Below are 21,444 nucleotides of genomic sequence, written 5' to 3'. Positions count from 1 at the left end.
AACAACGAGAGGGTCGAGCTTAGCCGCAAACCGGCTTCAGCTCGCTAACCTCCCGTCCCAATACTCGGTAATAGATTTCCTCGTACTTGCCCCGTATCAATTCATTGCAGAACATCGTTTTGGAGCGCTGCAGGCATGCCTTGCGCAGCCGTTCGCTAAGGGCTTCATCCTTACATATTTCAAGCACGTGCTGAGCCATCGAATGCGTGTCTCCGATTGGAGCCAGATACCCGGTTTCCCCATGGGTAACCAGCTCGGGAATGCCGCCTGCCGTGGATCCGACCGTTGGCACTCCGCACGCCATTGCTTCCAGGGCGACCAGGCCAAAGCTTTCTTTCTCGGATGGGAGCAGAAGCACGTCCGCCATCGAGATCACATGGGCAATCTCGTCTTGTTTGCCGAGAAAATGCACCTTGCTGCCAAGCCCCAGCTCATTGATCCGGCATTGGATCTTCGGAAGCTCTGGCCCTTCCCCGACTAACAGCAGTTTAGCGGGTATCTGCTCCTGCACCTGGGCGAATATTTCCAATACGTCGCCTACCCGTTTCACGGGACGGAAGTTGGAAATATGCATCATGATTTTTTCGTTCGGATCGGCATAATCATTACGCAGCGATCTCGAATCACGCGGATAATACACCCGCGGATCCACGAAATTATAGGTAAGGTCGATGTCACGGCTTATATCCAGCAGCTCCCGCGTCTCACGAATAAGATCCTGAGAAACGGCGGTAACGGCATCACTTTCATTAATGGCAAGCCGGATCAAATCCTTCAGCGACTCGTCCTGCGCCAGCACCGTAATATCGGTTCCGTGGAGCGTCGTAACGACTTTCAGCTGATCTCCGACCATCTGCTTGGCCAAGAAGGCACATACGGCATGCGGCACGGCATAGTGCACATGAAGCACGTCAAGCTGCTGCATTTTTGCCACCTGAGCCATTTTGGTCGCCAGCGAGAGGTCATATGGGGGATAACGAAACACATAATAGTCGTTTACTTCAACTTCATGATAAAAAATATTTTTATGGAAAGTTCCTAATCGGAACGGAATGCTGTGAGCGATAAAATGAACCTGGTGGCCTTGCTCCGCAAGGAGTTTGCCCAGCTCGGTCGCCACGACTCCTGACCCGCCGAGCGATGGGTAACAGGTAATGCCGATTTTTAATGGTTGCTGATTCATGTCAGGCCTCCTTTATGTACGCCTCTATATATTATGCCTGCTTGGGGCCGAATAGATGAACAACATACGGACTTTTACAAGCAAAGCCCTCTGCATAAGGAATAAGCCTGCGCGCTCCAAGCAGTGAATCCCTGGCCCGCACACGCTCGATGTACCCCTCGGTCAACGGGGTTGAGACTGCATCTTCTTCAGCCTTCTCGAACTGGGAACGGTAACAAGACAAGGCCTGCTCCTTAACGCCGTAATGCTCCGTAACGTCAACGACCAAATCCGTTCTTCCGATATCGTTTATGAAATAAAAATAAAGCTCGTCCACCTTAACCTGCGGCTGCTCGGGCATGTATCGGCGAAGCTTGGCATTGAATACCGCTTCCTCAACCAACCGGCTGCACGCGACATGGTCCGGATGGCGATCCTCCCAGTAGGGAGCAAATACAATAGAAGGAGAAAACTTGCGAATCTCGGCCGTGACCCTTTCAATATGCTCCGGCGTCACGAACAAACCGCGATCCGGCAGCCCCAGATTCGTTCGGACCTTGAGATCCAAAATACCGGCAGCTCGCTCTGCCTCCTGCTTGCGAAGATCGACGGTGCCGTTCGACGACATTTCCGCCTGCGTGAGATCGCAGATCCCGACCGACAGCCCAGCTGCCGTATGCTTTGCAATCGTTCCTGCCATTCCGATCTCGGCATCGTCTGCATGTGCTCCGAAGATTAATATGTCCAGTTTGGTGTTCATCAGCTATCCACACCCGGTTTATATTTATGAACGAGTTCGCGCCATGCAAAATCGCCGCGGTCCAGCGCCTTGACGAGAATCTCAGCCGTCGCCACATTGGTAGCAAGCGGTATTCCCTGCACGTCGCACAAACGGAGGAGTGCATTGATGTCCGGTTCATGAGGCTGTGCCATCAACGGATCCCGTAGAAAAATAATCAGGTCCATCTCATTGTCCGCCACAAGAGCTCCGATCTGCTGATCGCCGCCCAGCGGTCCCGAGGCAAAACGGTGAATGCTGAGTTTGGTTTGCTCCATAATCCGGGTTCCCGTCGTTCCAGTCGAGTATAATTTATGATCTTCGAATACATTTTCATAAGCGATAACGAAATTGACCATTTCCTCTTTTTTGCGGTCATGCGCGATAAATGCAATATTCATAGTAATTTCTCCCCTATGTTAGTCAATAAAATGATCAAATCCATAGACCAATCCGGTGTAGCCCATTACCTTCTCTATAGCCATTTTCACGCCCGGCATATAAGCTGCACGTTCATACGAATCATGTCGGATCTTCAGGCTTTGACCGTAACCGCCAAAAATGACCTCCTGCTGGGCAAAAACGCCCGGCAGACGAACGCTGTGAATTCGGAAGCCGTTGTAATACCCGCCCCTTGCACCTTCAATGACTTCCTCTTCCTTCGTATTGCCTTGACGAATCTCCTCGCGGTTCGCCGCAATCATTTCCGCTGTTTTGATCGATGTTCCGGACGGAGCATCCAGCTTCTGGTCGCCATGGGTTTCGATAATTTCAACGTGAGGCAAATATTTGGCCGCCTGGGCTGCAAATTTCATCATCAGAATGGCTCCGATGGAAAAGTTCGGCGCGATCAAACCGCCAATGTTCTGTTCCGTGCATTGCTTGTCCAGCTCTTCGATTTGCTCCGGCGTGAAGCCGGTCGTGCCCATGATCGGGCGAACGCCGTGCTTGATGGCCAACGCCGTATTGCTGTATGCAAATTGAGGCGCCGTAAAATCAACCATGACGTCCGGTTTGGATTCGACAAGCGCCATCTCCAGATCCGATGTCACCGTAATGCCGCAAGCAGGCAGACCTACAAGCGTTCCTGCATCGGCACCCGCATCCGACAAGCCGACGGCAGCAACCAGTTCCAGTTCCTCGTCGCCCAATACAAGCTTCACTACTTCTTTACCCATACGGCCGCCGGCACCGACGACCGCAACTGTCCATTTGTTTGCCATGTTACATATCCTCACTTTCCATCCGATGCTGTATCCTGCATATATGATTTCAAGCGCTGTTTGAGTTCCTCCATAATATGCTGCAGCCCGCTCTCCTGCGGGTACAACGAAATTACCTCTTTAAGCGTGGTAATGGCGAGCGCATGCTCATCGAGTTCACTGTAAACAAGAGCAAGCCATACATAAGCCTGAGCATACAAAGGGTCCATGGCTACGGCGGATTTCAGATGTCCAACGGCTTGATACAATTCAGCCTTGGTCACATCCTTGCGGTTTTCCACCATTTTTCTTGCTCGCTGCACCAGCTCCGCAGCCTTGATATGCTGTAAATGAAGAGCATATTCCGGTTTGTCCGGCTGCAGCCTGACGGCTTCCTCCGCATGCGTAATCGCCATCTCCAGCTTGTTGCTTCTGCCGTAGGTAATGGAGCACCGATAATGCACTTCGGCATCTCCCGGATTCGCGATGATCGCTTGCTCAAACCAACGCAACGCTTCTTCGAAATCATTTTGAAGTATGCATCGATATGCTTTTTGTATATAACTTTCAGGTTTCACGGGCTGTCCCTCCCCACAGCGGGTTTGGTACAGCATATGTAGCAGCTGCCTAATCGGTGTTTATTTTCGTCCAACGATCGGCATCGCGCGTAGAAAATTTATGCATCACTTTATCATGCGCTTCCGCGAGATCGATGCCGAGGGAATTGGCAAAACAGATCGTAATAAACAATATATCTCCAAGCTCCATTTCGATGGAATTTTCCGCTTCATCCGCTTTTTTCGGCTTCTCGCCGAACTGATGATTAACCTCTCGGGCGAGTTCCCCCACCTCTTCAGACATTCGGGCCATCATGGATAAGGGACTGAAATAACCTTCCTTGAATTGTGATATGTATCGATCGACTTCCTGCTGCATTTCAGCCATTGATTTTCCCAAGACTCTTAACTCCCTTCACTGCACAGTCAGCCTCAGCTTGTAACCTTCAAGCTGGGGCAGTCTTCTCTCATACGAGCGATTGGTTTTAAACCTATGTTATCGTAAAGCGGATTTGAAAACAAATAATTTTTTATTGCTGAAACCATATCGGCGCATACTAGACAGGTGCGAAGCAATCTGCAGACAATCGGAAATATCCACTATTGGAAATGCGAGGGGTCTTATGAAAACGTCCAAGTTGCTCCATCAGCTGCAAACGATCATTCCGATCATCGCCGGTTCCGCCATATACGCATTCGGACTGCTGTATTTCATCATTCCGAATGAACTCATGGAGGGTGGGGTCACCGGCATTACCGTACTGCTAAATTACGCCTTTAACATATCGCCGTCCATTTCAACCATGGCATTGAATATCCCGCTGTTCCTGGTCGGAATGAAAATACTCGGCAAACGCCAGTCTGTCTATACAGGTCTAGGCATCGCCTCCTTAACCCTGTTTCTGTGGCTGTTCGAATTACTGATCGACCGCGGGTATGTCGTGCCTTTTCAAACCGAGCATGATTATATTCTGGCTGCGCTTTATGCGGGGGTGACATTGGGGGCCGGGCTCGGCATCGTTTTCCGGTTCGGCGGGACGACTGGCGGCTCCGACATCATTGCCAGAATCATCAACCGGAAATTCGGCTTCAGCATGGGCCAGATCATTTTATCCCTCGATATTTTGATTATCGGTCTATCCTTATTCTTTATCCCGCTCGAGCGCATATTGTATACCCTGGTCGCCGTGTTCATCGCTTCCAAGGTGATCGATTTCATACAGGAAGGGGCTTATGCTGCCAAAGCCTTCACCATCATCAGTGACCGTGCGCCTGATATCGCAAATCGCATATCCACGGAAATGGATCGTGGGGTCACGTTGATCCCGGCTATCGGCGCCTACTCCATGCAAGCCAAGCATATGGTATACTGCGTCGTATCGAGGCAGGAAATACGCCGCCTTACGGGAATCGCCAAATCCTTGGACCCTCGGGCGTTTATTATCATTAATGATGTCAATGACGTGCACGGGGAAGGTTTTAAAGAGGAATAGCCCGGTTTGCACCGGGCTATTCGGACCATGATGGATATTCGACTACTTTCGGGGGAACATCGGCTTTGCGCTGTACAGCTGGCCGCGGTATTTGCGGTACCCTGCAAACGTTAATGCCGCCAAAATAAAAGCGGCAATGACCAGCTGCCAAGTCCATGGCTCTTTAACCTCTCCCAGCGGAGCAAGCGCAGGCTCGTCTTTTTTCTTGCCGAATAACATATTCATCATTTCCTCGCCCTGCGGGACCACTTTCTCCACTTGCGCCGCGTCTCCGGATGCCACCAGCCCCCCTGCATAGGAAATCCAGGATTCCATCATGTTGACATCCTCGGGCTTGCGCTGAATGACAACGGAAGGACGGATGAGCTCATAATGCTCGCTCAGGCTGTCGTAGGCTCGTCTCATGCCAGCCTGATCGTGCTGCTGCGCATACTGTCCCATGACTCTCAGGTCTTCGCGTATGACCTTGTAATATTGATGCCATAACGCATCCCTGGCATGGATCAGGCTATCCGCTGCCATTCGGAGCTTGCCGGCGGACACCATCCAGTGGTGGGGCTCCTGCGTCGCCCGTGCCGTAGCTTCTTTCATCTCCAGAATGCTCTCAGCCAACGCGTGGATCCCCTCGACGCCGGTCAATCCTTGAAATGAGGAGGCCTCAAACAGCCCGGATACCCGGCGAATATCCTCTAACACGGCTTGTACATTGCCTTCCTCCACATGGCGGTATAACTGCTCCACTTCCTTGTTCAGCGCTTTGGCCTGAATGGATGCAGCGGGCGAAGACTCCGACTGTCCGTTTGCCGCCGGGCTAGCCCATATGGGATTACCCCAGCCTGCGGTAACCTGCAGAAGCAGTGCGGACAGGCACAGAAGGAGCTTCGGAAAGATTCGTAACATGGGACATCCCTCCTACCGTATATGTATGGCAGAAGGGATGCTCATAGAACCGTGCCGGCGAAACGGCTAGCGTTGCTTGGGATTCCCGTATTTCATGAAGATCCAGCCGGCGAAACCGCTGAAGAGCGTCAATAGATAAGTGAACAGCTGGACGGCTGGCAGGTCATCATATAACGGACCGGGCAGCCACGGAAACACGCCATATGTATAATCGACGGTGTCGTTCAGCAGCGTCCAGGCAATGGCCCCGGTTAGGGCTGTCCAGCGGTAATGAAACAATCGGACGAACAGCAAGGCTTCTACTGCCATCGCCGTGTGCGAAGCGACAAGCATCCAATCCTGCCATGCCAGCACATCTCCTTGGGCTTGTCCGGCAAATATCATAACAACGGCCCATATGCCATACTTCACCGATGTGACGACTGCCAGTGCCTCTATGAATTGCTGAAACAACGCGACGCCGAGGCTCCGAGGCGGGTAGAGAAGCAGCAAAAGCGCCAAACTGAAAAACAAACTGGCCGTCGGGCTGTCCGGCACGAATACGACCTGCCATATGTAGCCATGTTCCACCGTATCGGCCATTTGAGCGCCGTACCATATGTATCCATAGATCGTTCCAAGTACGTTGCATACGAGCAGCAGCCAGAGAATCGATCGCTTGCTTAGAAATTCCCGGCTCCATAAAAACGAAATTGACAAACTCGGTCCTCCAATCCTGTTCCTGTATTCTTTAGACTAATGCCGATTATACCTAAACCAGGTACATATTTCATCTATGTACGCATTTAAAAAAGAACCTGACCGTAATACGGTCAGGTTCTTTAATGCATGCTACTCTGCAGCCGCTTCTGCTTTTTGGCTTGCGAGCCAATCCGCCAGCTGGTCGAGTTGTTCTTCAGTAACTCCAGCAGAAAGTGCCGTTTCTTTCATAGCCGGCATGCTGCCTTGGCCATTTTCGATGATCGCCACAATCTCTTCTTTTGTATGGGTGTCACCGACGCCGCGCAGCGACGGTCCGGATGCCCCTTTCAAATCTGCAGCATGACAGGAGATACAAGTAGCCGTTTTGAAGGTCTCCATTGCAGGATTATCCTTATCCACAATCGCTACGATGCTGTCTTCAGGCTGCTTGCCGCTGGTTGTTGGCAGACCAGCGGCACGCTTCTCGTGAGCTTCTTCTTCCCGCTGAATATGCTCCGGCTTCTGGCCTGTAGCTTCCAGTTCATGCTGATAATGCGTCCATGCAGCATTGGTCAGATAGATGACGGCAAACAACGACAGAATCATAAGCGCCGAAGTGATAGGTCTCTTGTAGAACCTCCGCTCTTTCCCTGTATCCAGGAACGGAACCAGGAGCAATGAGCCAAAGGCCACGCCGGAAACGCCAATCGTGCCGAGTACCACATAATCACCGGATGCGTACGGAAGCTTCAAATATTCATACAGGAACAGGAAGTACCAGTCCGGCATCGGAATGACCGAAGCCCCCGGATCCGCCGGATAACCAAGCGGCGCCGGTTCCGAGATGGTCAGTACAAGGAAACCGACCAATACAACTACACCAACCATCCATTCCTTCAACAAGAAGTTAGGAATGAACGCTTCTGATTTGCCGGGATATGCGGTGTAATCCGGCGGCGTAACCCAACCGCTGCCTTTTTTCACACGCGAATCGCCGACATAAACTACTTTTTCATCAGATTTATGACCATGTGCCATAAATATGCGCCTCCCTTCTTCTTATAGTGGACCGGAAATACCTTGTCTGCGGATCATGATAAAGTGTCCTACCAATAAGGCAAGAAGGACAGCCGGAAGGAAGAATACGTGAATAGCGAAGAAACGCGTCAGCGTTTCGGCACCTACGATCGTACCGCCTTGCAGCAATTCTTTAATGATAGGTCCAAGCCAAGGTACGGAGTTCGCAATCTCCAGTGTAACTTTTGTAGCGAAGTAAGCTTTGTTATCCCATGGCAGCAGGTAGCCTGTCAAACCAAGGCCGAGCATAACAAAGAAAATGAGCATACCAACGACCCAGTTCATTTCACGCGGCGCTTTGTAAGAGCCGGTGAAGAACACGCGCATCGTATGCAGGAACATCATAACGATTACCAAGCTTGCGCCCCAGTGGTGCATGCCGCGGACAATCTGTCCGAAGGCAACCTGTGTTTGCAAGTACTCGACACTGTTGTAAGCGTTTATGATATCCGGTACGTAATACATCGTCAGGAACATTCCCGACAGAATCTGGATGACTGTGATAAAAAACGTCAAGCCGCCGAAACAGTACACAAACGCGGAGAAATGATGCGCCGGGTTTACGTGTTCCGGTACCTCGTGGTCTGCAACGTCTCTCCAAATCGGCGTGATATCGAGACGTTCATCAATCCAGTTGTAGACATTCTTCAACATCTGAATCTACGCCTCCTATTTTACTACGGTATTTGGCACGATGGCGCCGAGGTAAATCCAGCCGTTCTCGATTTTCGTCTCGTACTGGTCAAGCGGCTTCGGCGCGACTGCCAGGTTCTTACCGTCCGGTGTATAACGCGCACCGTGGCAAGGGCAGTGGTATTCATCCGGGAAATTCTTGTTGTTATTCCATCCAACAAGGCATCCCAAATGCTTACAAATCGGTGAAAGCGCTACAATTTCACCTTGATCGTTCTTACGAATCCACGCCGTCAAAGTAGCTGTACTGTTGTACCAGCCGTCCTGCTGTTTGAGCTCGAAATGGAATTCCTGTGGATCGTTGGTAATTTTGCTCTCTTCCGCGACTTTTACAAAAGACCCTTCTTCCTTATTTTGAAGAATCGGATCAACGGCAAAGCGGAGCATTGGCAAAACTACTCCAGCAGCCATATAAGCTGTGGCACCGCCCAACGTGTATGTAAGAAATTGTCTGCGGGACATCTCTTTCTGTCGGGGTGGATTGTGCGATTCTTCATGCTCGTCATTGTGGTTGCTGCTCATTCTGTGTTCAACCCCCTTTGTCAACCGTTCTTAAGTGTCATCAATGATTAAAATCACACGACTTACTAGGACATACTAATAATATCTTAGGCACCCAAGACCGTCAAGAATTTGAATCCCAAATTTGGGTTCGCTTCCAATAGCCCTTTCATAAATTGTTGGTTTTTTGTCACAATTCAACACGGCTTTCCTGCTGCCACATTTCGCTGATCTGTCCTGATACGATGGCAGGCATAGGGATCGAGTCACTGCCTTCCAGCCTGCGCCGCGACAGGACAAGCGTACTTTCGGGCACATCCTCTATAGAGAGCTCGGAATCGGCTGTCATGACCACCACGAACTTAAAGCCGATGGATTTGACATTGTGACAAACTTCATTTAGAAGCTTCATATCTTCAGTATTTCCATATTGTACGGCAGGATATGTAACCAATCTTCCCTTAAACGGAATTTCTGCCATATCCATAAAATCCCGGAGCCGTTCCAGCGCGGCTGTCGCCTCCCATGGCGTTTCCGTACCCGAAAGTCCGGTAAACGGAATCAGGCAGGTATCAAAATAAGGTTTCAGCTCCGGCCACGTCTGCTCGTCCACTTCACTAAATTTCATGCAAGATACATTCCTTTCTGCTCACTCATCATGATTTTGTCTTCATTATACGAGTGAAAGGGCAGGTTAGGCAAAAAAAAGAAGAAATGCGATAAAGCATTTCTTCAATTCAAAGTCCTCAGTTCATCCGTCAGGGTTCGGAAAGCCACTTCGTCGCCGGAAGCCAGCGCTTCGTCGATTTCCTTGTACAGCTCTTCGCTCCGATGCTTGCGCAATGCCTCGTCCCACACCATTTCGGCCGCCAGACCTAACATAACCTCGTAAGTAACCTTCATCTTATCCATTAGGATGCACCTCCAAACTAAATTTGCGTATAGCTTATATTCTTTCCCTTTAATTGCTTAACTTCCAACATATTTACGGCTGCTGCGAACTTGTCCAAACAACCATGCTAGAGGATCAGATCATCATTCGAATCGCTGATATGTATGCCGGCTTCCGCTGCCTTCAATCCAAGCGCGGTCATTTTGTATGATGTTCCCATGCTCTGGCTCTCCCCTATTCTGAGCATCCCCAAATGCATCAGCATGCGGATAATCCGCTGCTCCAAGATGTTTTGCGGACTATCATAATAGAAAGGACGGATTAGCCAGCCCAGCGATTCGTAAAGCGAGGCTGCCGTGACCCAATCTCTTGCGCACTGACTTATCCAGTAAACAAGAGAAGATATATTGGGAATTGCGCCTTTATACAGTCTTAACCAAAAGCGGAATATCTGTATCACGCTAACTTGATTTCCTTCCTCAAGAAACGAGGCTCCGGTTTCACTCAGGATCAACCGGGCGTGGTTTTCCCTGATCCATTTTTTGGCGTAGGCATAATCGTACAGCAGCGCAAATCGGTCGGGATATTCAATGCAGGAACGACCATACCCGAACCGCCACGCTCCTTTGGTAATCAACGGCTCCGAAATATGCAGCGTACTCATGAGCTGCTGCTGATTTCGCCTGTACATGAATCCTTCCTGGTTCAGCTCGATATCGTGCCCGCCTACATATTTAAGAATCAGCTTGAGATCTTCCGCGGCTAGTCCCTGCTCATCCCGGTATGCTTCCGGATCATGCGGCAATCGCTGCAGATTTTGATGAAGCCGCTCCCGCAGCACATCGCGGAACCGCTCCTTCAAATCCGAGGGCACTTGAAACAAATACTTGGTGGAATGGGTAAAACCGTTAAACAGCCAGCCGCTCCGGCGATAACGCGCGACCGCCTCCCGCGGACTTTCCGTTTTGGCGGCAGCTGCCTTCTTGTTTGAAGAGGCTTTATCTTCTTTCTCCTCCAAATCCGCCGTATGACGGATGGCGGCCGTCAGTTCTTCCAGGCTGTAGCCTGTTCGAGTGTCAAAGACCAGATTGTTCAGAAAACGCAAATCGCTCGGTGACAAGCTGCTGACCTGCTCCTCGAAAAACTCTCTTCGCCCGAGCTTGGACAGGATGCTCTGGATCAATTCGTGCTTCGAATTCCGCTTAGCGTCACAATCATAGTGATTCGCTATATTGCTAAGCTGTCCAATATCGGCATATGTGAGCATATCCGCTAGATTCATCTTCCATCGCCTCGCCGTTTTACAACCATTATGGGAAGGTTTCGGACTTTTGATACCTGATGCTCGTCGGTTTGATGAAATATTTTTTGATTATTTCTATATAGAAATGACTATGCTCTCTTATTAAATGATAGAATACATACAAACGGTTACAGGAAACCGCACTTGATGTTTTTATAACGAATACAAAATGAAGCCCAGCATTTTTAAGACGGGCTGATTCCATCCATACAGGAGGATCATCATGATAAGAACGCCGGAACACGAAATATAACTTGGTGCGAATCGAATCCGCGGACCTCCCTTAAGAGCGTTTTATATGAAGAAACTTATTCATGATAAATGACTTGGAGGTTATGCAGAGATGATAAAAGATGCTGAATTTTTAAACTTCATTCAAAACATGGATCACCATTTTTCGGGATGGGATTTTTCGCGTATTACCGCTTCCGGCCGCATGCAGTCCCACGCTCTCCCCTGGTCTTTGGGCAGCGTGGTGCTTCCTTTGATGCGAAATGCCGCTACGATGCTGGACATGGGTACGGGAGGAGGAGAATTCTTATCCTCCCTGCAGCCGCTCCCGAAATCCGTTTATGCCACCGAAGGGTACAAACCGAACGTTCAGATTGCAAAGCAAACACTCGAGCCGCTGGGCGTAAACGTTGTCTACTTTGAAGATGATTCCTCGCTTCCTTTAAAGGATCGTTATTTTGACCTGATCATCAATCAGCATGAATCCTATTCGGCAGCGGAAGTAAGAAGAATATTGAACGATCGCGGGGTGTTTGTAACCCAGCAATCCGGCGGAACCGATTGTTATGGGATTAACGAATCGCTTGGCGTTCCGCTGAATAAAGAGTTCGCTCATTGGAACCTGGCCATAGCGGCCCAAGAGCTGCAGGATCACGGGTTCAAGATTACCTTCAGCCGCGAGGACTTTTTACCGCAGCGATTTTACGACATCGGCGCACTGGTTTATTATTTGATAGCGATTCCCTGGCAGATTCCTGATTTTAAGGTGGAGCGCTATATCGAGCCTTTACATCATATTCACCGGATGATCCGGACCAATGGCTACTTCGAGGTCCAGCAGCACCGGTTTATTTTAATCGCCGAAGTGTAAACGTCAACCTATCCAACATAAAGAAGGAGCCTTCCCGTCGGAAGGCTCCTTCTACTAATACACGCTCATATTTACGATTGGTTCGTCAACAGATGCTTGGTACAGTTAAACAGCAAGGGAGACCAGTCATCCTCTTTTCTCTCCAGGACGGTGAGCGACAGATTGCCGATCCGTTCGCTCAGGGCACCACGGCACACCAGCTTGTATAACTGCGCTAAAAAACCGCCATGACTGACAACAAGAATATTGGCTTCCGGATGTTTATGCCACATATCATCGAGAAAGACAAGCCCTCTGGACTGAAGCTCCAGATCCGTTTCCTGGCCCAGATCCAACATGTGCCAATCGGCACCGAACCGGGTTTCACGCTCTTCCGCTGTCAAGCCTTCCACCTGACCGTACTTGCGCTCACGCAAGCGGTTATCCGGCGGCGCCAAGGGAATGTTCAGCATGGACGAAATGATTTTCGCGGTTTCTTCAGCGCGGGAGAGCCCGCTGCTGATCGCGAAGTCCCATCGGTAATCCTCCTGCAGAAGCCTTTCCCCAAGCAAACGCGCTTGACGACGGCCTTCCTCATTCAGTGGTATGTCCGTTTGGCCTTGGATTTTGCCTAGAGCATTCCAATCCGTTAATCCATGGCGAACCAAGCCGATCTGCATGCCGCCTCTCCTCCATCCTATCCATATTTTATCTTCTGACCCGATTTAGTCTTTTTAGGAAAAACAAAGCGCATCCGATTCCCAAAAGGGAAAGTATCATCCAGTATTCTGGCTGAGTGGGACTCATATCAACCACAAAAGGATCAATAATGCCGCTGTTGGTTTTTGGGATGTTGTAATCGTCCTTGGTATTCAAGCCTTGGGCCGTATCCGCTACGCCTGTAGGGATAATCCCTGTCGTTACGGCTTCCGGAACCGGATCCGGTTGATTGCCCGTCGCTGCAAAATAAACAAAGCTGCAAACGAACAAGGCCAGAAAACCGGCAATCATCAGCGTCAGCCGCTTCCGGAACACCCGGCTTACCGCCCGGCTCTTGGACGTTTCCTCCACCAGCCAGGGAAAATCGCGATAAATGCGGTCCATCACGTTGCGGTTGATCTGTTCAGCGTCCATGTCGGGAATCTCATGCTCCAGGGCATGAACCATGTTCTGGCTTTCCACCCACATTTCGTACTCCGCTGCACATGAACTGCAGGTTTGAACATGTGCAATCAGCCGTTGTCGCCGCAGATCGTTGTCCGGTAAATCCCAGACCGTTTCCATCAGCTCTTGGGCTTCATTGCAAGTCATCTGTTCTTCATCCCTCTCAGATCCTCAAAAACCGGCTCATAAAAATAGGGTTCGAGCTGAATTTTGACGCTGCCGCGGGCCCGGAACAACAGTGACTTAACCGAACTGACGCTTTGACCTAAAATATCTGCGATTTCCTGGTAATCCAGTTGATCATACTCCCGAAGAATCAGCGCAGATCTCTGTTTCTCCGGTAAATTGTTAATCGCTTCCCTTACCATATGTACTCGTTCACTGCGCAGGATCGCCTGCTCCGGGGCGACCTCCAGCGGCGCCACTGGCACGACCCCGCTCTCCTCCAAGGGCAATGTGCCGCTGCGATGCTTGCGAAGTTCGCTCAGCACGGTGTTGCGCGCAATGGTGTAGAGCCAAGTCGAGAAGGATGCATCCACTTCCCGGAAGGAATGCAGGCTCCGGAAAGCCTTGTAGAACGTTTCCGAGCATAAATCTTCAGCCATAAGCTCCATGTGCGAGCTTTTTAACATATGATAGACAAATGCCAATATTTTTCTCTGATAACGCCTCATCAATTCGGAATAAAGTTCGGTATTGCCTTGCTTAATTTCTTGGATTAGTTGGGAATCCGTCATATGATTTTTCGTTCCTCCTTCACCCACCGGTGCCCATTCCTTGTCATTTCCACCTTCATGAGGAAAATCAAGGATTTGTGCAAAAGTACCGTCAAACCATATATAGTTACGCCTCATGTTGTCTGACTATTCTATGTATTTGGCAATTTCCCCAAATCTTCTACACTAGCACTCTAGCATTATAGCACATATTGGAGAAAAGTTCAGGTTTGTGGCAGAAGGTTTTCCACGGATAGGAAAATCGGCAAAAAAAATCCGCCTTCATCATTGAAGGCGGTTGCACAAAGTGCAATATTTTGGATAGGAGTGGAGAGAAACCATACTGTACTTTTATTATATGTATACGTTTTCATTTTGTCAACACTGAAAACGCATTTATTTCCGGTTGTTTAAAAACAACCGGAAAATTACTGATACACCGAGTGTCCTTGCGATAACAACAGCTCTTTAGCCCGCTCCTGTTCGATTTCATTGCGGAAGGAAAGCCTCATCACGCCCGGCACATCTTCCCGACTCTCGATAATCTGCATGTTGCTGAGGTTGATGCTGTTCGTCCCGAGCTCCGTCGCAATGCGGCCGATGATGCCCGGATGGTCAGGCACGTCCAAATACAGATCAAATTGGGAAACGATCATGCCCTTGCGCCGTTCTGGCAGTACGCTGCGGAATTCCCCTGCCATGCGGAAAGCCTCTTCGATCGCAGCACCGTCCTTCGACTCCAGCATATCCATGAATCGCCGGATCCCTTCATTCCAGTCTTGCAGCAGCGTCAGCATGACCCTGCGATTGTTTAATAGAATGTCCCGCCATACGACCGGGTCGCTGGAAGCGATGCGGGTTATATCCCGAAAGCCCCCTGCGGCCAAGGTGCGGTACAACGGATTATCGTCATTATAGGAGCTGATCTGATTGACTAACGCCACTGCGATCACATGGGGCAGATGGCTGATCGCTCCAACGATCTCATCGTGAAGTCTCGGCTCTACCTTCACAATATGGGCACGCGTGTGAGACAAAAGCTCTACAAGCACGTTCAGCTTCTCCTGAGGGACATCATCCGGCGGAGTAAGCACGTAATAGGCATTCTCGAACAATACGGTGGAGGCAGCTCCAACACCGGACCGCTCCGAGCCCGCCATCGGATGACCGCCGATGAAATACGCATCCTTAAGGGCAAGCTGGGACGCGCATTCGGCAATGCTTGCTTTGGTGCTGCCAACATCCGTAATAATGCATCCCGGCTTCAGCCGCATTTCGCTCAAACGTTTCATGTACATCTCAAGACTGCCTACGGGAACGCATAAAAAAATGACGTCCGCGTCTAGGGCAGCTTCTTCTACCGAAAGCGTAACCTTATCAACGACGCCTTTAGCAATGACCTGGTCGGCATATTCTTGGGTGTGGGCATAACCGGTAACGGTTATGCCAGGTTTTCCTTTGAAGTTTAAAGCTAACGAACCGCCGATCAAGCCGACGCCGAATATGGAAATTTGCATTGTCATGTTCTCTCTCACTCGTTTCAAGCTGCGATTATTGTTATGTCATTCGATCAGGCTGGCGCATTCACTTCGCTCAGCACTTGTTCCAAAGCGCCGATAAAAGCCTTATTCTGTTCTTCGGAGCCTACGGTTACGCGAATATAGTTCGGATACAGTTCAAATCCAGGCCGTACGATAATGCCTTTGCTAAGCAGCGACTTAAACACTTCGGTGCCTGGCTTCTTCACGTCCACCATAATGAAGTTACCGTTCGCAGGAAAATAAGATAGTCCAAGACGATCAAATTCACCTTGTACGTAATGGATCCCGTCGGCATTCAATTGACGGCATTTCGCTACGAACTCCTGATCTTTCAGGGCTGCCTTCGCCGCTACTTGAGCCAGGCGTCCCGTATTAAACGGCTCACGTACCCGATTGATCAAGGAAATGACTTCCTGCTGCCCGATGCCGTAGCCGATCCGGAGGGCGGCCAAGCCGTATATTTTGGAGAAGGTACGCAGGATGACCAGATTCGGATAACGCTCCATTAACTTGATGCTGTCCGGGTACGAAGCGTCCGTTACATATTCATAATAAGCTTCATCAAGCACAACCATTACATGGGCCGGGACTTCATCCAGGAAGGAAACCAGCTCGCTTTCGGAAACGATGGTTCCGGTCGGATTATTCGGATTGCACACCCACACGATTTTGGTTTTGTCCGAAACGGCTTTGGCCATGCCCGGCAAATCGTGCTTACCGTCCACCAGCGGCACCTCGATGCATGTCGCACCTTCGATATCCGCGTTCGTTTTATACACCGAGAAGGTCTGATCCGCCATGATGGTTTCATCCCCCGGTTGCAGGAATGCCCGGATAATGAGGGCAATGATTTCATCGGATCCGCAGCCGAAAATAATCTGATTGCGTTCAATTCCCAGCTGGCCAGCAAGCTCAGCCGTTAAATCGGCCGCACTTCCGTCCGGATACAGGCTGAGCGTTCCCAGTTCGGCGGTAATCGCTTCGGTTGCGCGCGGCGAGCAGCCGTACGGATTCTCGTTGGAGGCCAGTTTAATGACAACATCAAGCCCTAATTCCTTTTTGACTTCTTCGATCGGTTTCCCGGGCTGATATACGGGAAGATTAACAATTTGCGCTTTCGGTTTCATACGATATTCGCCTCACCTTTCATAACTGCTATGGACAACACTATCCTTTTAATTGTGCCACAAACTCCCTGATTTGCAAAAGTCCCTGCTGTCTTGTCTCTTCCTTCTCCAGCAGAGGAATGGTCGATTCAATCTGACGCACAATCGCGCTGCCGACAACGACGCCGTCGCAGATTTTTGAGAATCTGGCCACCTGCTCACTGGATGAAATGCCAAAGCCGATCGCGATCGGCACGCTGCTGTACTGCCTTACCGTCTCAAGAAAAGACTCCACCCCCGCGTAAAAATCGGTGCGCTCGCCCGTCACGCCAAGGGAGGATACGCAGTACACAAAGCCGGTCGCTTCCGAAGCGATGCTCGCGATCCGCTCATGGGAGGTAGGAGCCACCAGCGGAATCAGATGAACGCCCGCCGCGTGGGCGCGTTTCCGAACCTCCTCGGATTCCTCCACCGGAAGATCGGGAATGATCAAGCCGCTGATGTCGTGCCTTACCACTTCCTCGAAGAAAACGTCCAGTCCGGTTTGCAGTACCGGATTGTAATACGTGAACAGGATGAACGGCAGCTTGCTGCCCCGCTCTCTTGCCAGGCGCGCGGTTTCCATGCAAGTGCGAATGGTCACATTGCCCTTCAGCGCGCGCTCGGAAGCTCGCTGGATGACCGGTCCGTCAGCAAGGGGATCCGAGTAAGGAACGCCGAGTTCAATAATGTCGGCTCCCGCGATTTCAAGCTCATGGATGATATCCAGCGTCGACTTCACATCCGGATCCCCGACGGTGAGATAAGGGATCATGGCAGTCTTGTTTTGTTGCTTCAACGACGCAAAGGTCTGATCGATTCGGTTCATTCGGTTTTCCCTCCCGTGTAAGCCATGATGGACTCCACGTCCTTGTCGCCGCGACCGGATAAATTAATCACGACGATATCGTTCTCGGTCCACGTAGATGCCATCTTTACGGCTTGCGCTACGGCGTGCGCGGATTCCAGGGCAGGAATAATGCCTTCCGTGCGGCATAGCAGCTGCAGGGCATCGAGCGCCTCTTGGTCGGTTATCGGTACGTACTGCACGCGTTCAATGTCTTTTAAATAGGAATGCTCCGGACCAACCCCGGGATAATCAAGGCCGGCTGAAATGGAATGCGCCTCCTGTACTTGTCCGTACTCGTCCTGCAGCAAATAACTCATCGAGCCTTGGAATACGCCTTGTGTCCCCTTGGACATCGTAGCCGCATGAAAATCGGTATCCACTCCCTTGCCTGCCGCTTCGACGCCGATCAAACCGACTTCCTTGTCTTCAAGGAACGGATAGAACATGCCGATCGCATTGCTACCGCCCCCGATCGGCGCAAGAATGACGTTTGGAAGCCTTCCTTCCGTCTCCAGTATCTGCCTCCGGGTCTCGTCACCGATAATGCGCTGGAAGTTCCGCACCATCATCGGATAAGGATGCGGCCCTACAGCGGAGCCCAGCACATAAAAGGTATCCTCGACGTTGCTGACCCAGTAGCGAAGCGCCTCGTTGCCGGCATCTTTCAGCGTTCGGCTTCCCGACGTGACCGGAATCACTTCGGCACCGAGCATTTTCATGCGGAATACGTTCAACTGCTGCCGTTTGGTATCTTCTTCGCCCATAAATACCTTGCATTCAAGACCCAGCAGAGCGGCTACCGTCGCGGTCGCTACGCCATGCTGTCCGGCGCCCGTTTCGGCAATGACCTTGCCTTTGCCCATGCGCTTGGCTAACACGCCTTGTGCAATGGCGTTGTTGATTTTGTGCGCGCCGGTATGGTTCAAATCCTCGCGCTTCAGGTAAATTTTAGCCTTGCCGAGATGTTGGCTGAGCCGCTCCGCGTAATAAAGCGGCGTTTCCCTTCCGGAATACTGTTTCAGCAAATAGGCGATCTCCTCTTTAAAAGCAGGATCCTCCGAAAAACGATTATATTCTTGCTCAAGCTCTATTAAAGCGTTCATCAGTGTTTCCGGCACGAACCGGCCTCCAAACACCCCGAAACGTCCATTACGGTCAGGAAGCTGTGTCATTTCCCCTTCACCCTTTCTACAAATGCAGTCACTTTGTTTATATCCTTCACGCCAGGCTCGCTCTCTACGCCGCTGGATACATCCACCCCGTACGGAGCGTACTGGCCGATCAAATGAGCAACATTATCCGGATCGAGCCCGCCGGCTACAAACAAGGGAATCCCTTGCCGTTCAGCCCATTGCTGGTACGCCGGGATCAGATCCCAGGCAAAGGTCTTGCCCGACCCTCCGCCGTACACCGGATCATAGGTGTCGATCAGCAGTCCGTCGATGCAGCCCGCATACGAATCCAGTGCCGACAGACGTTCCGCTTCCGGACGGTCACTTCCGATCGATACCGCCTTAAAAACGGAAACCGGGAAGCGCTCCTTCACTTCCCGGCAAAATTGCGGCGATTCCTGACCATGCAGCTGCACGACGTCAAGCGCCGTTTCTTGAAGAAGCTCTGCGAGCTCGCTCAACTCAGGGTTAACCAAGACGCCGACAGCAGCGGGAATCTTGTCATGCTCCCATTCCCGCAATACTTGCACCAGCTGCGCAGCCTGCTGCGGCGTTACCCGCCGCCGGCTCTTGGCAAATACGAATCCGATATAATCCACAGGTAAGTTTATCATAGATTTTAGCACTTCAACGCTTTGAAGTCCACATATTTTTAGAGCCGTACTCATCATCGAATGTCCCCTTTATTCCATATCTGCAGCTATCGGCAGCGGTCCCATCAGATCGTTCACAGCGCGGAACACGTCCTGCTGGCGCATGAAATGTTCCCCGACCAGAACCCCGTGTGCTCCCACATAATGCAAGTAGGAAATGTCGGCCGGGCTCGATATTCCGCTTTCGCTGATCAGCGTCACTTCCTGCGGAACCTGCGCCGCGATATCTGCCGTTGTCTGCAATGAGGTTTCAAAGGTCCGCAGATTACGGTTGTTAATCCCGATCAGACGGGCCGTTCCCAGTCCGAGTACCGATTCCAGCTCCTGCCCGTCGTGAACCTCAATCAGGCAATCCAATCCGATCGAGCCTGCAACGTCAATGAACTCCGCGATACGCTGCGGCGCAAGGATGCTCGCAATCAAGAGAACGGCGTCCGCACCCAGCAGGCGCGCTTCGTAAATCTGAGTCTCGTCGATAATGAAATCCTTGCGCAGCAGCGGGATGTTGACGGCCGCCCTTACCGCTTGCAGATATTCTCCGCTTCCCTGAAAGTAGTCCTTATCCGTCAGCACGGACAGACAATCGGCATCGGCTGCTTCGTAAGCCTTGGCGATCATAACCGGGTCAAAGTCGGGACGAATCAACCCTTTGGAGGGCGAAGCCTTTTTGACCTCGGCGATTAACCCCATGCTGCGTTTGCGTCCCATGGACAACGCCTTCTCAAACCCGAGAGTCGGAGGCAAATCCGCTATTTGCCTCTCTGCTTCCGAGATGCTGAACGTTTCTCGCAGCTGTGCAACCTCATTGCGTTTCGTTTCTACGATTCGATCAAGATACATAACTCATTTCCCCCGTTCTTGAGATCAGCTGCTCCAACTTGGACTGCGCCAGCCCGGAATCAATCGCTCCCGCTGCACGCTGCACGCCTTCGGCCAAACTATCCGCAAGTCCCGACACATAGATGCAGGCACCGGCATTGGCAAGCACGATGTCCCGATAAGCACTGCGTTCTCCGCGCAGTACCGAGCCGATGATGGCCGCATTCTCTTGAGCATCCCCGCCCAGGATATCGTTCATCGAATGAAGCGACAGACCCAAATCATGGGGGTGGATATCATAAGTGCGGACTTCTCCGCCCCGGAGCTCCGATACCCGGGTAGGCGCCGAGACGCTGATTTCATCCAGCCCATCGTGGCTGGTCACCACCATGGCCCGCTTCAAACCGAGCTCTTTGAGGACCTGCGCAATGGTTTCCGTTTTGTTCATATCGTATATCCCGAGCATCTGCCGGTCCGCGCCCGCCGGGTTCGTCAGTGGCCCCAGCATGTTAAATACGGTCCGGACCCCGAGCTCTTTGCGAGGGGCGGCCGCATATTTCATCGACGGATGATAAATTTGGGCGAACAGGAAGCAGATTCCGATATCGTTCAGGCAGGCTGTGGCTTGTTCTGCGGTCAAGTGGATATTGACGCCAAGCGCTTCCAGCACATCGGCGCTGCCCGCCCGGCCCGATGCCGAACGGTTGCCGTGTTTGGCCACTCTGACCGAAACCGAGGAGGAGATAATGGCGGATACGGTAGAAATGTTAAACTTGTGAATGCCGGATCCTCCGGTGCCGCACGTATCAAGCAGCTGGTTCCGCTCAGTAACGACACGTCCGCCGGCGCCTCTCATCGCTTCGGCAAAACCGGTTATCTCTTCTACGGTTTCTCCCTTCATTCTTAAGGCCGTCAGCAGCGCGCCGATTTGAGAATGGGTCGCATGGCCTTCCATTATCGTCTGCATCACCCCGCGGGCCTCATCCCGGCTCAGATCCTGACCGCCGATCAGCTTTGAAAGGCTGGATTGCATCGTCTCCATCACGTTCATTACGATCTCCTCC

26 protein-coding genes are annotated in these 21,444 nt (G+C 51.3%); 2 read left to right on the top strand and 24 right to left on the bottom strand.

Translation table 11 applies throughout. The annotated features are described in order from the left end of the window. Positions 1 to 19: 19 nt before the first annotated feature. From bshA to RB298_RS14665, 6 genes are read right to left on the bottom strand one after another with little or no spacing between them, the layout of a single operon-like run. Positions 20 to 1,183: an N-acetyl-alpha-D-glucosaminyl L-malate synthase BshA gene (gene bshA, locus RB298_RS14690; protein ID WP_192572465.1), complete on the bottom strand. Its 1,164-nt coding sequence runs from the start codon at positions 1,181 to 1,183 to the stop codon at positions 20 to 22. 31 nt (positions 1,184 to 1,214) lie between these two features. Next, positions 1,215 to 1,922 (bottom strand): bacillithiol biosynthesis deacetylase BshB1, encoded by a 708-nt coding sequence (gene bshB1, locus RB298_RS14685; RefSeq protein ID WP_486047448.1) that lies wholly within the window; start codon positions 1,920 to 1,922, stop codon positions 1,215 to 1,217. Next, positions 1,922 to 2,341 carry a methylglyoxal synthase gene (mgsA, locus tag RB298_RS14680; RefSeq protein ID WP_015734554.1) on the bottom strand — a complete coding sequence of 140 codons (420 nt, stop codon included), beginning with the start codon at positions 2,339 to 2,341 and terminating at the stop codon, positions 1,922 to 1,924. Before mgsA ends, bshB1 begins: the two co-directional genes overlap by 1 nt. Positions 2,342 to 2,359: 18 nt before the next feature. After that, on the bottom strand, positions 2,360 to 3,163 hold the full coding sequence (gene dapB / locus RB298_RS14675; RefSeq protein WP_486047447.1) for a 4-hydroxy-tetrahydrodipicolinate reductase: 804 nt from the start codon (positions 3,161 to 3,163) through the stop codon (positions 2,360 to 2,362). 11 nt (positions 3,164 to 3,174) lie between these two features. After that, positions 3,175 to 3,720 (bottom strand): tetratricopeptide repeat protein, encoded by a 546-nt coding sequence (locus tag RB298_RS14670; protein ID WP_009595137.1) that lies wholly within the window; start codon positions 3,718 to 3,720, stop codon positions 3,175 to 3,177. A gap of 49 nt (positions 3,721 to 3,769) precedes the next feature. Then, positions 3,770 to 4,099, bottom strand: coding sequence for a nucleotide pyrophosphohydrolase (locus tag RB298_RS14665; RefSeq protein ID WP_015734553.1), 330 nt, complete (start codon positions 4,097 to 4,099; stop codon positions 3,770 to 3,772). A gap of 223 nt (positions 4,100 to 4,322) precedes the next feature. Here RB298_RS14665 and RB298_RS14660 point away from each other — a divergent pair, with 223 nt between their 5' ends. Next, on the top strand, positions 4,323 to 5,192 hold the full coding sequence (locus tag RB298_RS14660; RefSeq protein WP_452519552.1) for a YitT family protein: 870 nt from the start codon (positions 4,323 to 4,325) through the stop codon (positions 5,190 to 5,192). 42 nt (positions 5,193 to 5,234) lie between these two features. Here the strand turns inward: RB298_RS14660 and RB298_RS14655 are convergent, their stop codons facing one another. The 8 genes from RB298_RS14655 to RB298_RS14620 all read right to left on the bottom strand — a co-directional run bounded on the left by RB298_RS14655 (position 5,235) and on the right by RB298_RS14620 (position 11,218). Continuing rightward, positions 5,235 to 6,092 carry a sporulation protein YpjB gene (locus tag RB298_RS14655; RefSeq protein WP_096773294.1) on the bottom strand — a complete coding sequence of 286 codons (858 nt, stop codon included), beginning with the start codon at positions 6,090 to 6,092 and terminating at the stop codon, positions 5,235 to 5,237. Between the two features lie 66 nt (positions 6,093 to 6,158). Next, positions 6,159 to 6,791, bottom strand: a complete 633-nt coding sequence (locus RB298_RS14650) for a DUF1405 domain-containing protein (RefSeq protein WP_375119406.1) — start codon at positions 6,789 to 6,791, stop codon at positions 6,159 to 6,161. Between the two features lie 132 nt (positions 6,792 to 6,923). Beyond that, positions 6,924 to 7,811, bottom strand: a complete 888-nt coding sequence (locus RB298_RS14645) for a menaquinol-cytochrome c reductase cytochrome b/c subunit (protein ID WP_009595210.1) — start codon at positions 7,809 to 7,811, stop codon at positions 6,924 to 6,926. A 21-nt stretch (positions 7,812 to 7,832) separates the two neighbouring features. Continuing rightward, positions 7,833 to 8,504, bottom strand: a complete 672-nt coding sequence (gene qcrB / locus RB298_RS14640) for a menaquinol-cytochrome c reductase cytochrome b subunit (RefSeq protein ID WP_006209500.1) — start codon at positions 8,502 to 8,504, stop codon at positions 7,833 to 7,835. A gap of 15 nt (positions 8,505 to 8,519) precedes the next feature. Beyond that, positions 8,520 to 9,065 carry a Rieske (2Fe-2S) protein gene (locus RB298_RS14635; RefSeq protein ID WP_015734548.1) on the bottom strand — a complete coding sequence of 182 codons (546 nt, stop codon included), beginning with the start codon at positions 9,063 to 9,065 and terminating at the stop codon, positions 8,520 to 8,522. A 169-nt stretch (positions 9,066 to 9,234) separates the two neighbouring features. Then, positions 9,235 to 9,672, bottom strand: coding sequence for a DUF2487 family protein (locus tag RB298_RS14630; protein WP_213577775.1), 438 nt, complete (start codon positions 9,670 to 9,672; stop codon positions 9,235 to 9,237). 104 nt (positions 9,673 to 9,776) lie between these two features. Next, a complete protein-coding gene (locus RB298_RS14625) occupies positions 9,777 to 9,956 on the bottom strand; it encodes an IDEAL domain-containing protein (protein WP_009595190.1) in 180 nt (59 codons plus the stop codon). A gap of 107 nt (positions 9,957 to 10,063) precedes the next feature. Beyond that, positions 10,064 to 11,218 (bottom strand): hypothetical protein, encoded by a 1,155-nt coding sequence (locus tag RB298_RS14620; protein WP_192572468.1) that lies wholly within the window; start codon positions 11,216 to 11,218, stop codon positions 10,064 to 10,066. Between the two features lie 364 nt (positions 11,219 to 11,582). Between RB298_RS14620 and RB298_RS14615 the strand changes: the two genes are divergently transcribed. Next, positions 11,583 to 12,341 carry a class I SAM-dependent methyltransferase gene (locus RB298_RS14615; protein ID WP_486047446.1) on the top strand — a complete coding sequence of 253 codons (759 nt, stop codon included), beginning with the start codon at positions 11,583 to 11,585 and terminating at the stop codon, positions 12,339 to 12,341. A gap of 71 nt (positions 12,342 to 12,412) precedes the next feature. Here the strand turns inward: RB298_RS14615 and RB298_RS14610 are convergent, their stop codons facing one another. From RB298_RS14610 to trpD, 10 genes are all read right to left on the bottom strand, one after another. Beyond that, entirely contained in the window at positions 12,413 to 13,000 is a 588-nt protein-coding gene (locus RB298_RS14610) for a histidine phosphatase family protein (RefSeq protein ID WP_486047445.1), read from the bottom strand. Positions 13,001 to 13,028: 28 nt separating this feature from the next. Next, a complete protein-coding gene (locus tag RB298_RS14605) occupies positions 13,029 to 13,631 on the bottom strand; it encodes an anti-sigma factor family protein (RefSeq protein ID WP_036665620.1) in 603 nt (200 codons plus the stop codon). Continuing rightward, positions 13,628 to 14,221 (bottom strand): RNA polymerase sigma factor, encoded by a 594-nt coding sequence (locus RB298_RS14600; protein ID WP_015734542.1) that lies wholly within the window; start codon positions 14,219 to 14,221, stop codon positions 13,628 to 13,630. Before RB298_RS14600 ends, RB298_RS14605 begins: the two co-directional genes overlap by 4 nt. 407 nt (positions 14,222 to 14,628) lie before the next feature. Further along, a complete protein-coding gene (locus tag RB298_RS14595) occupies positions 14,629 to 15,717 on the bottom strand; it encodes a prephenate dehydrogenase (protein WP_375119774.1) in 1,089 nt (362 codons plus the stop codon). 53 nt (positions 15,718 to 15,770) lie between these two features. Further along, on the bottom strand, positions 15,771 to 16,868 hold the full coding sequence (hisC, locus tag RB298_RS14590) for a histidinol-phosphate transaminase (RefSeq protein WP_375119404.1): 1,098 nt from the start codon (positions 16,866 to 16,868) through the stop codon (positions 15,771 to 15,773). Positions 16,869 to 16,908: 40 nt separating this feature from the next. Then, positions 16,909 to 17,715, bottom strand: a complete 807-nt coding sequence (gene trpA, locus RB298_RS14585) for a tryptophan synthase subunit alpha (protein ID WP_486047444.1) — start codon at positions 17,713 to 17,715, stop codon at positions 16,909 to 16,911. Continuing rightward, a complete protein-coding gene (trpB, locus tag RB298_RS14580) occupies positions 17,712 to 18,908 on the bottom strand; it encodes a tryptophan synthase subunit beta (protein ID WP_015734538.1) in 1,197 nt (398 codons plus the stop codon). The genes trpA and trpB overlap by 4 nt, the downstream gene beginning before the upstream one ends. Further along, the gene (locus RB298_RS14575) at positions 18,905 to 19,579 is read right to left on the bottom strand and encodes a phosphoribosylanthranilate isomerase (RefSeq protein WP_486047443.1); all 675 of its coding nucleotides are present in this window, start codon (positions 19,577 to 19,579) and stop codon (positions 18,905 to 18,907) included. The genes trpB and RB298_RS14575 overlap by 4 nt, the downstream gene beginning before the upstream one ends. 12 nt (positions 19,580 to 19,591) lie before the next feature. Beyond that, positions 19,592 to 20,401 (bottom strand): indole-3-glycerol phosphate synthase TrpC, encoded by an 810-nt coding sequence (trpC, locus tag RB298_RS14570; RefSeq protein ID WP_036665632.1) that lies wholly within the window; start codon positions 20,399 to 20,401, stop codon positions 19,592 to 19,594. Further along, a complete protein-coding gene (gene trpD, locus RB298_RS14565; RefSeq protein WP_486047442.1) occupies positions 20,391 to 21,431 on the bottom strand; it encodes an anthranilate phosphoribosyltransferase in 1,041 nt (346 codons plus the stop codon). The genes trpC and trpD overlap by 11 nt, the downstream gene beginning before the upstream one ends. Between the last annotated feature and the right edge of the window lie 13 nt (positions 21,432 to 21,444).

The sequence above is a fragment of the Priestia sp. BR_2 genome (assembly GCF_041954005.1).
Lineage (GTDB): Bacteria > Bacillota > Bacilli > Paenibacillales > Paenibacillaceae > Paenibacillus_AQ > Paenibacillus_AQ lautus_A.
The sequence above is the reverse complement of the archived record's forward strand: the minus strand, read 5'-3'. Positions and strand labels throughout refer to the sequence as shown.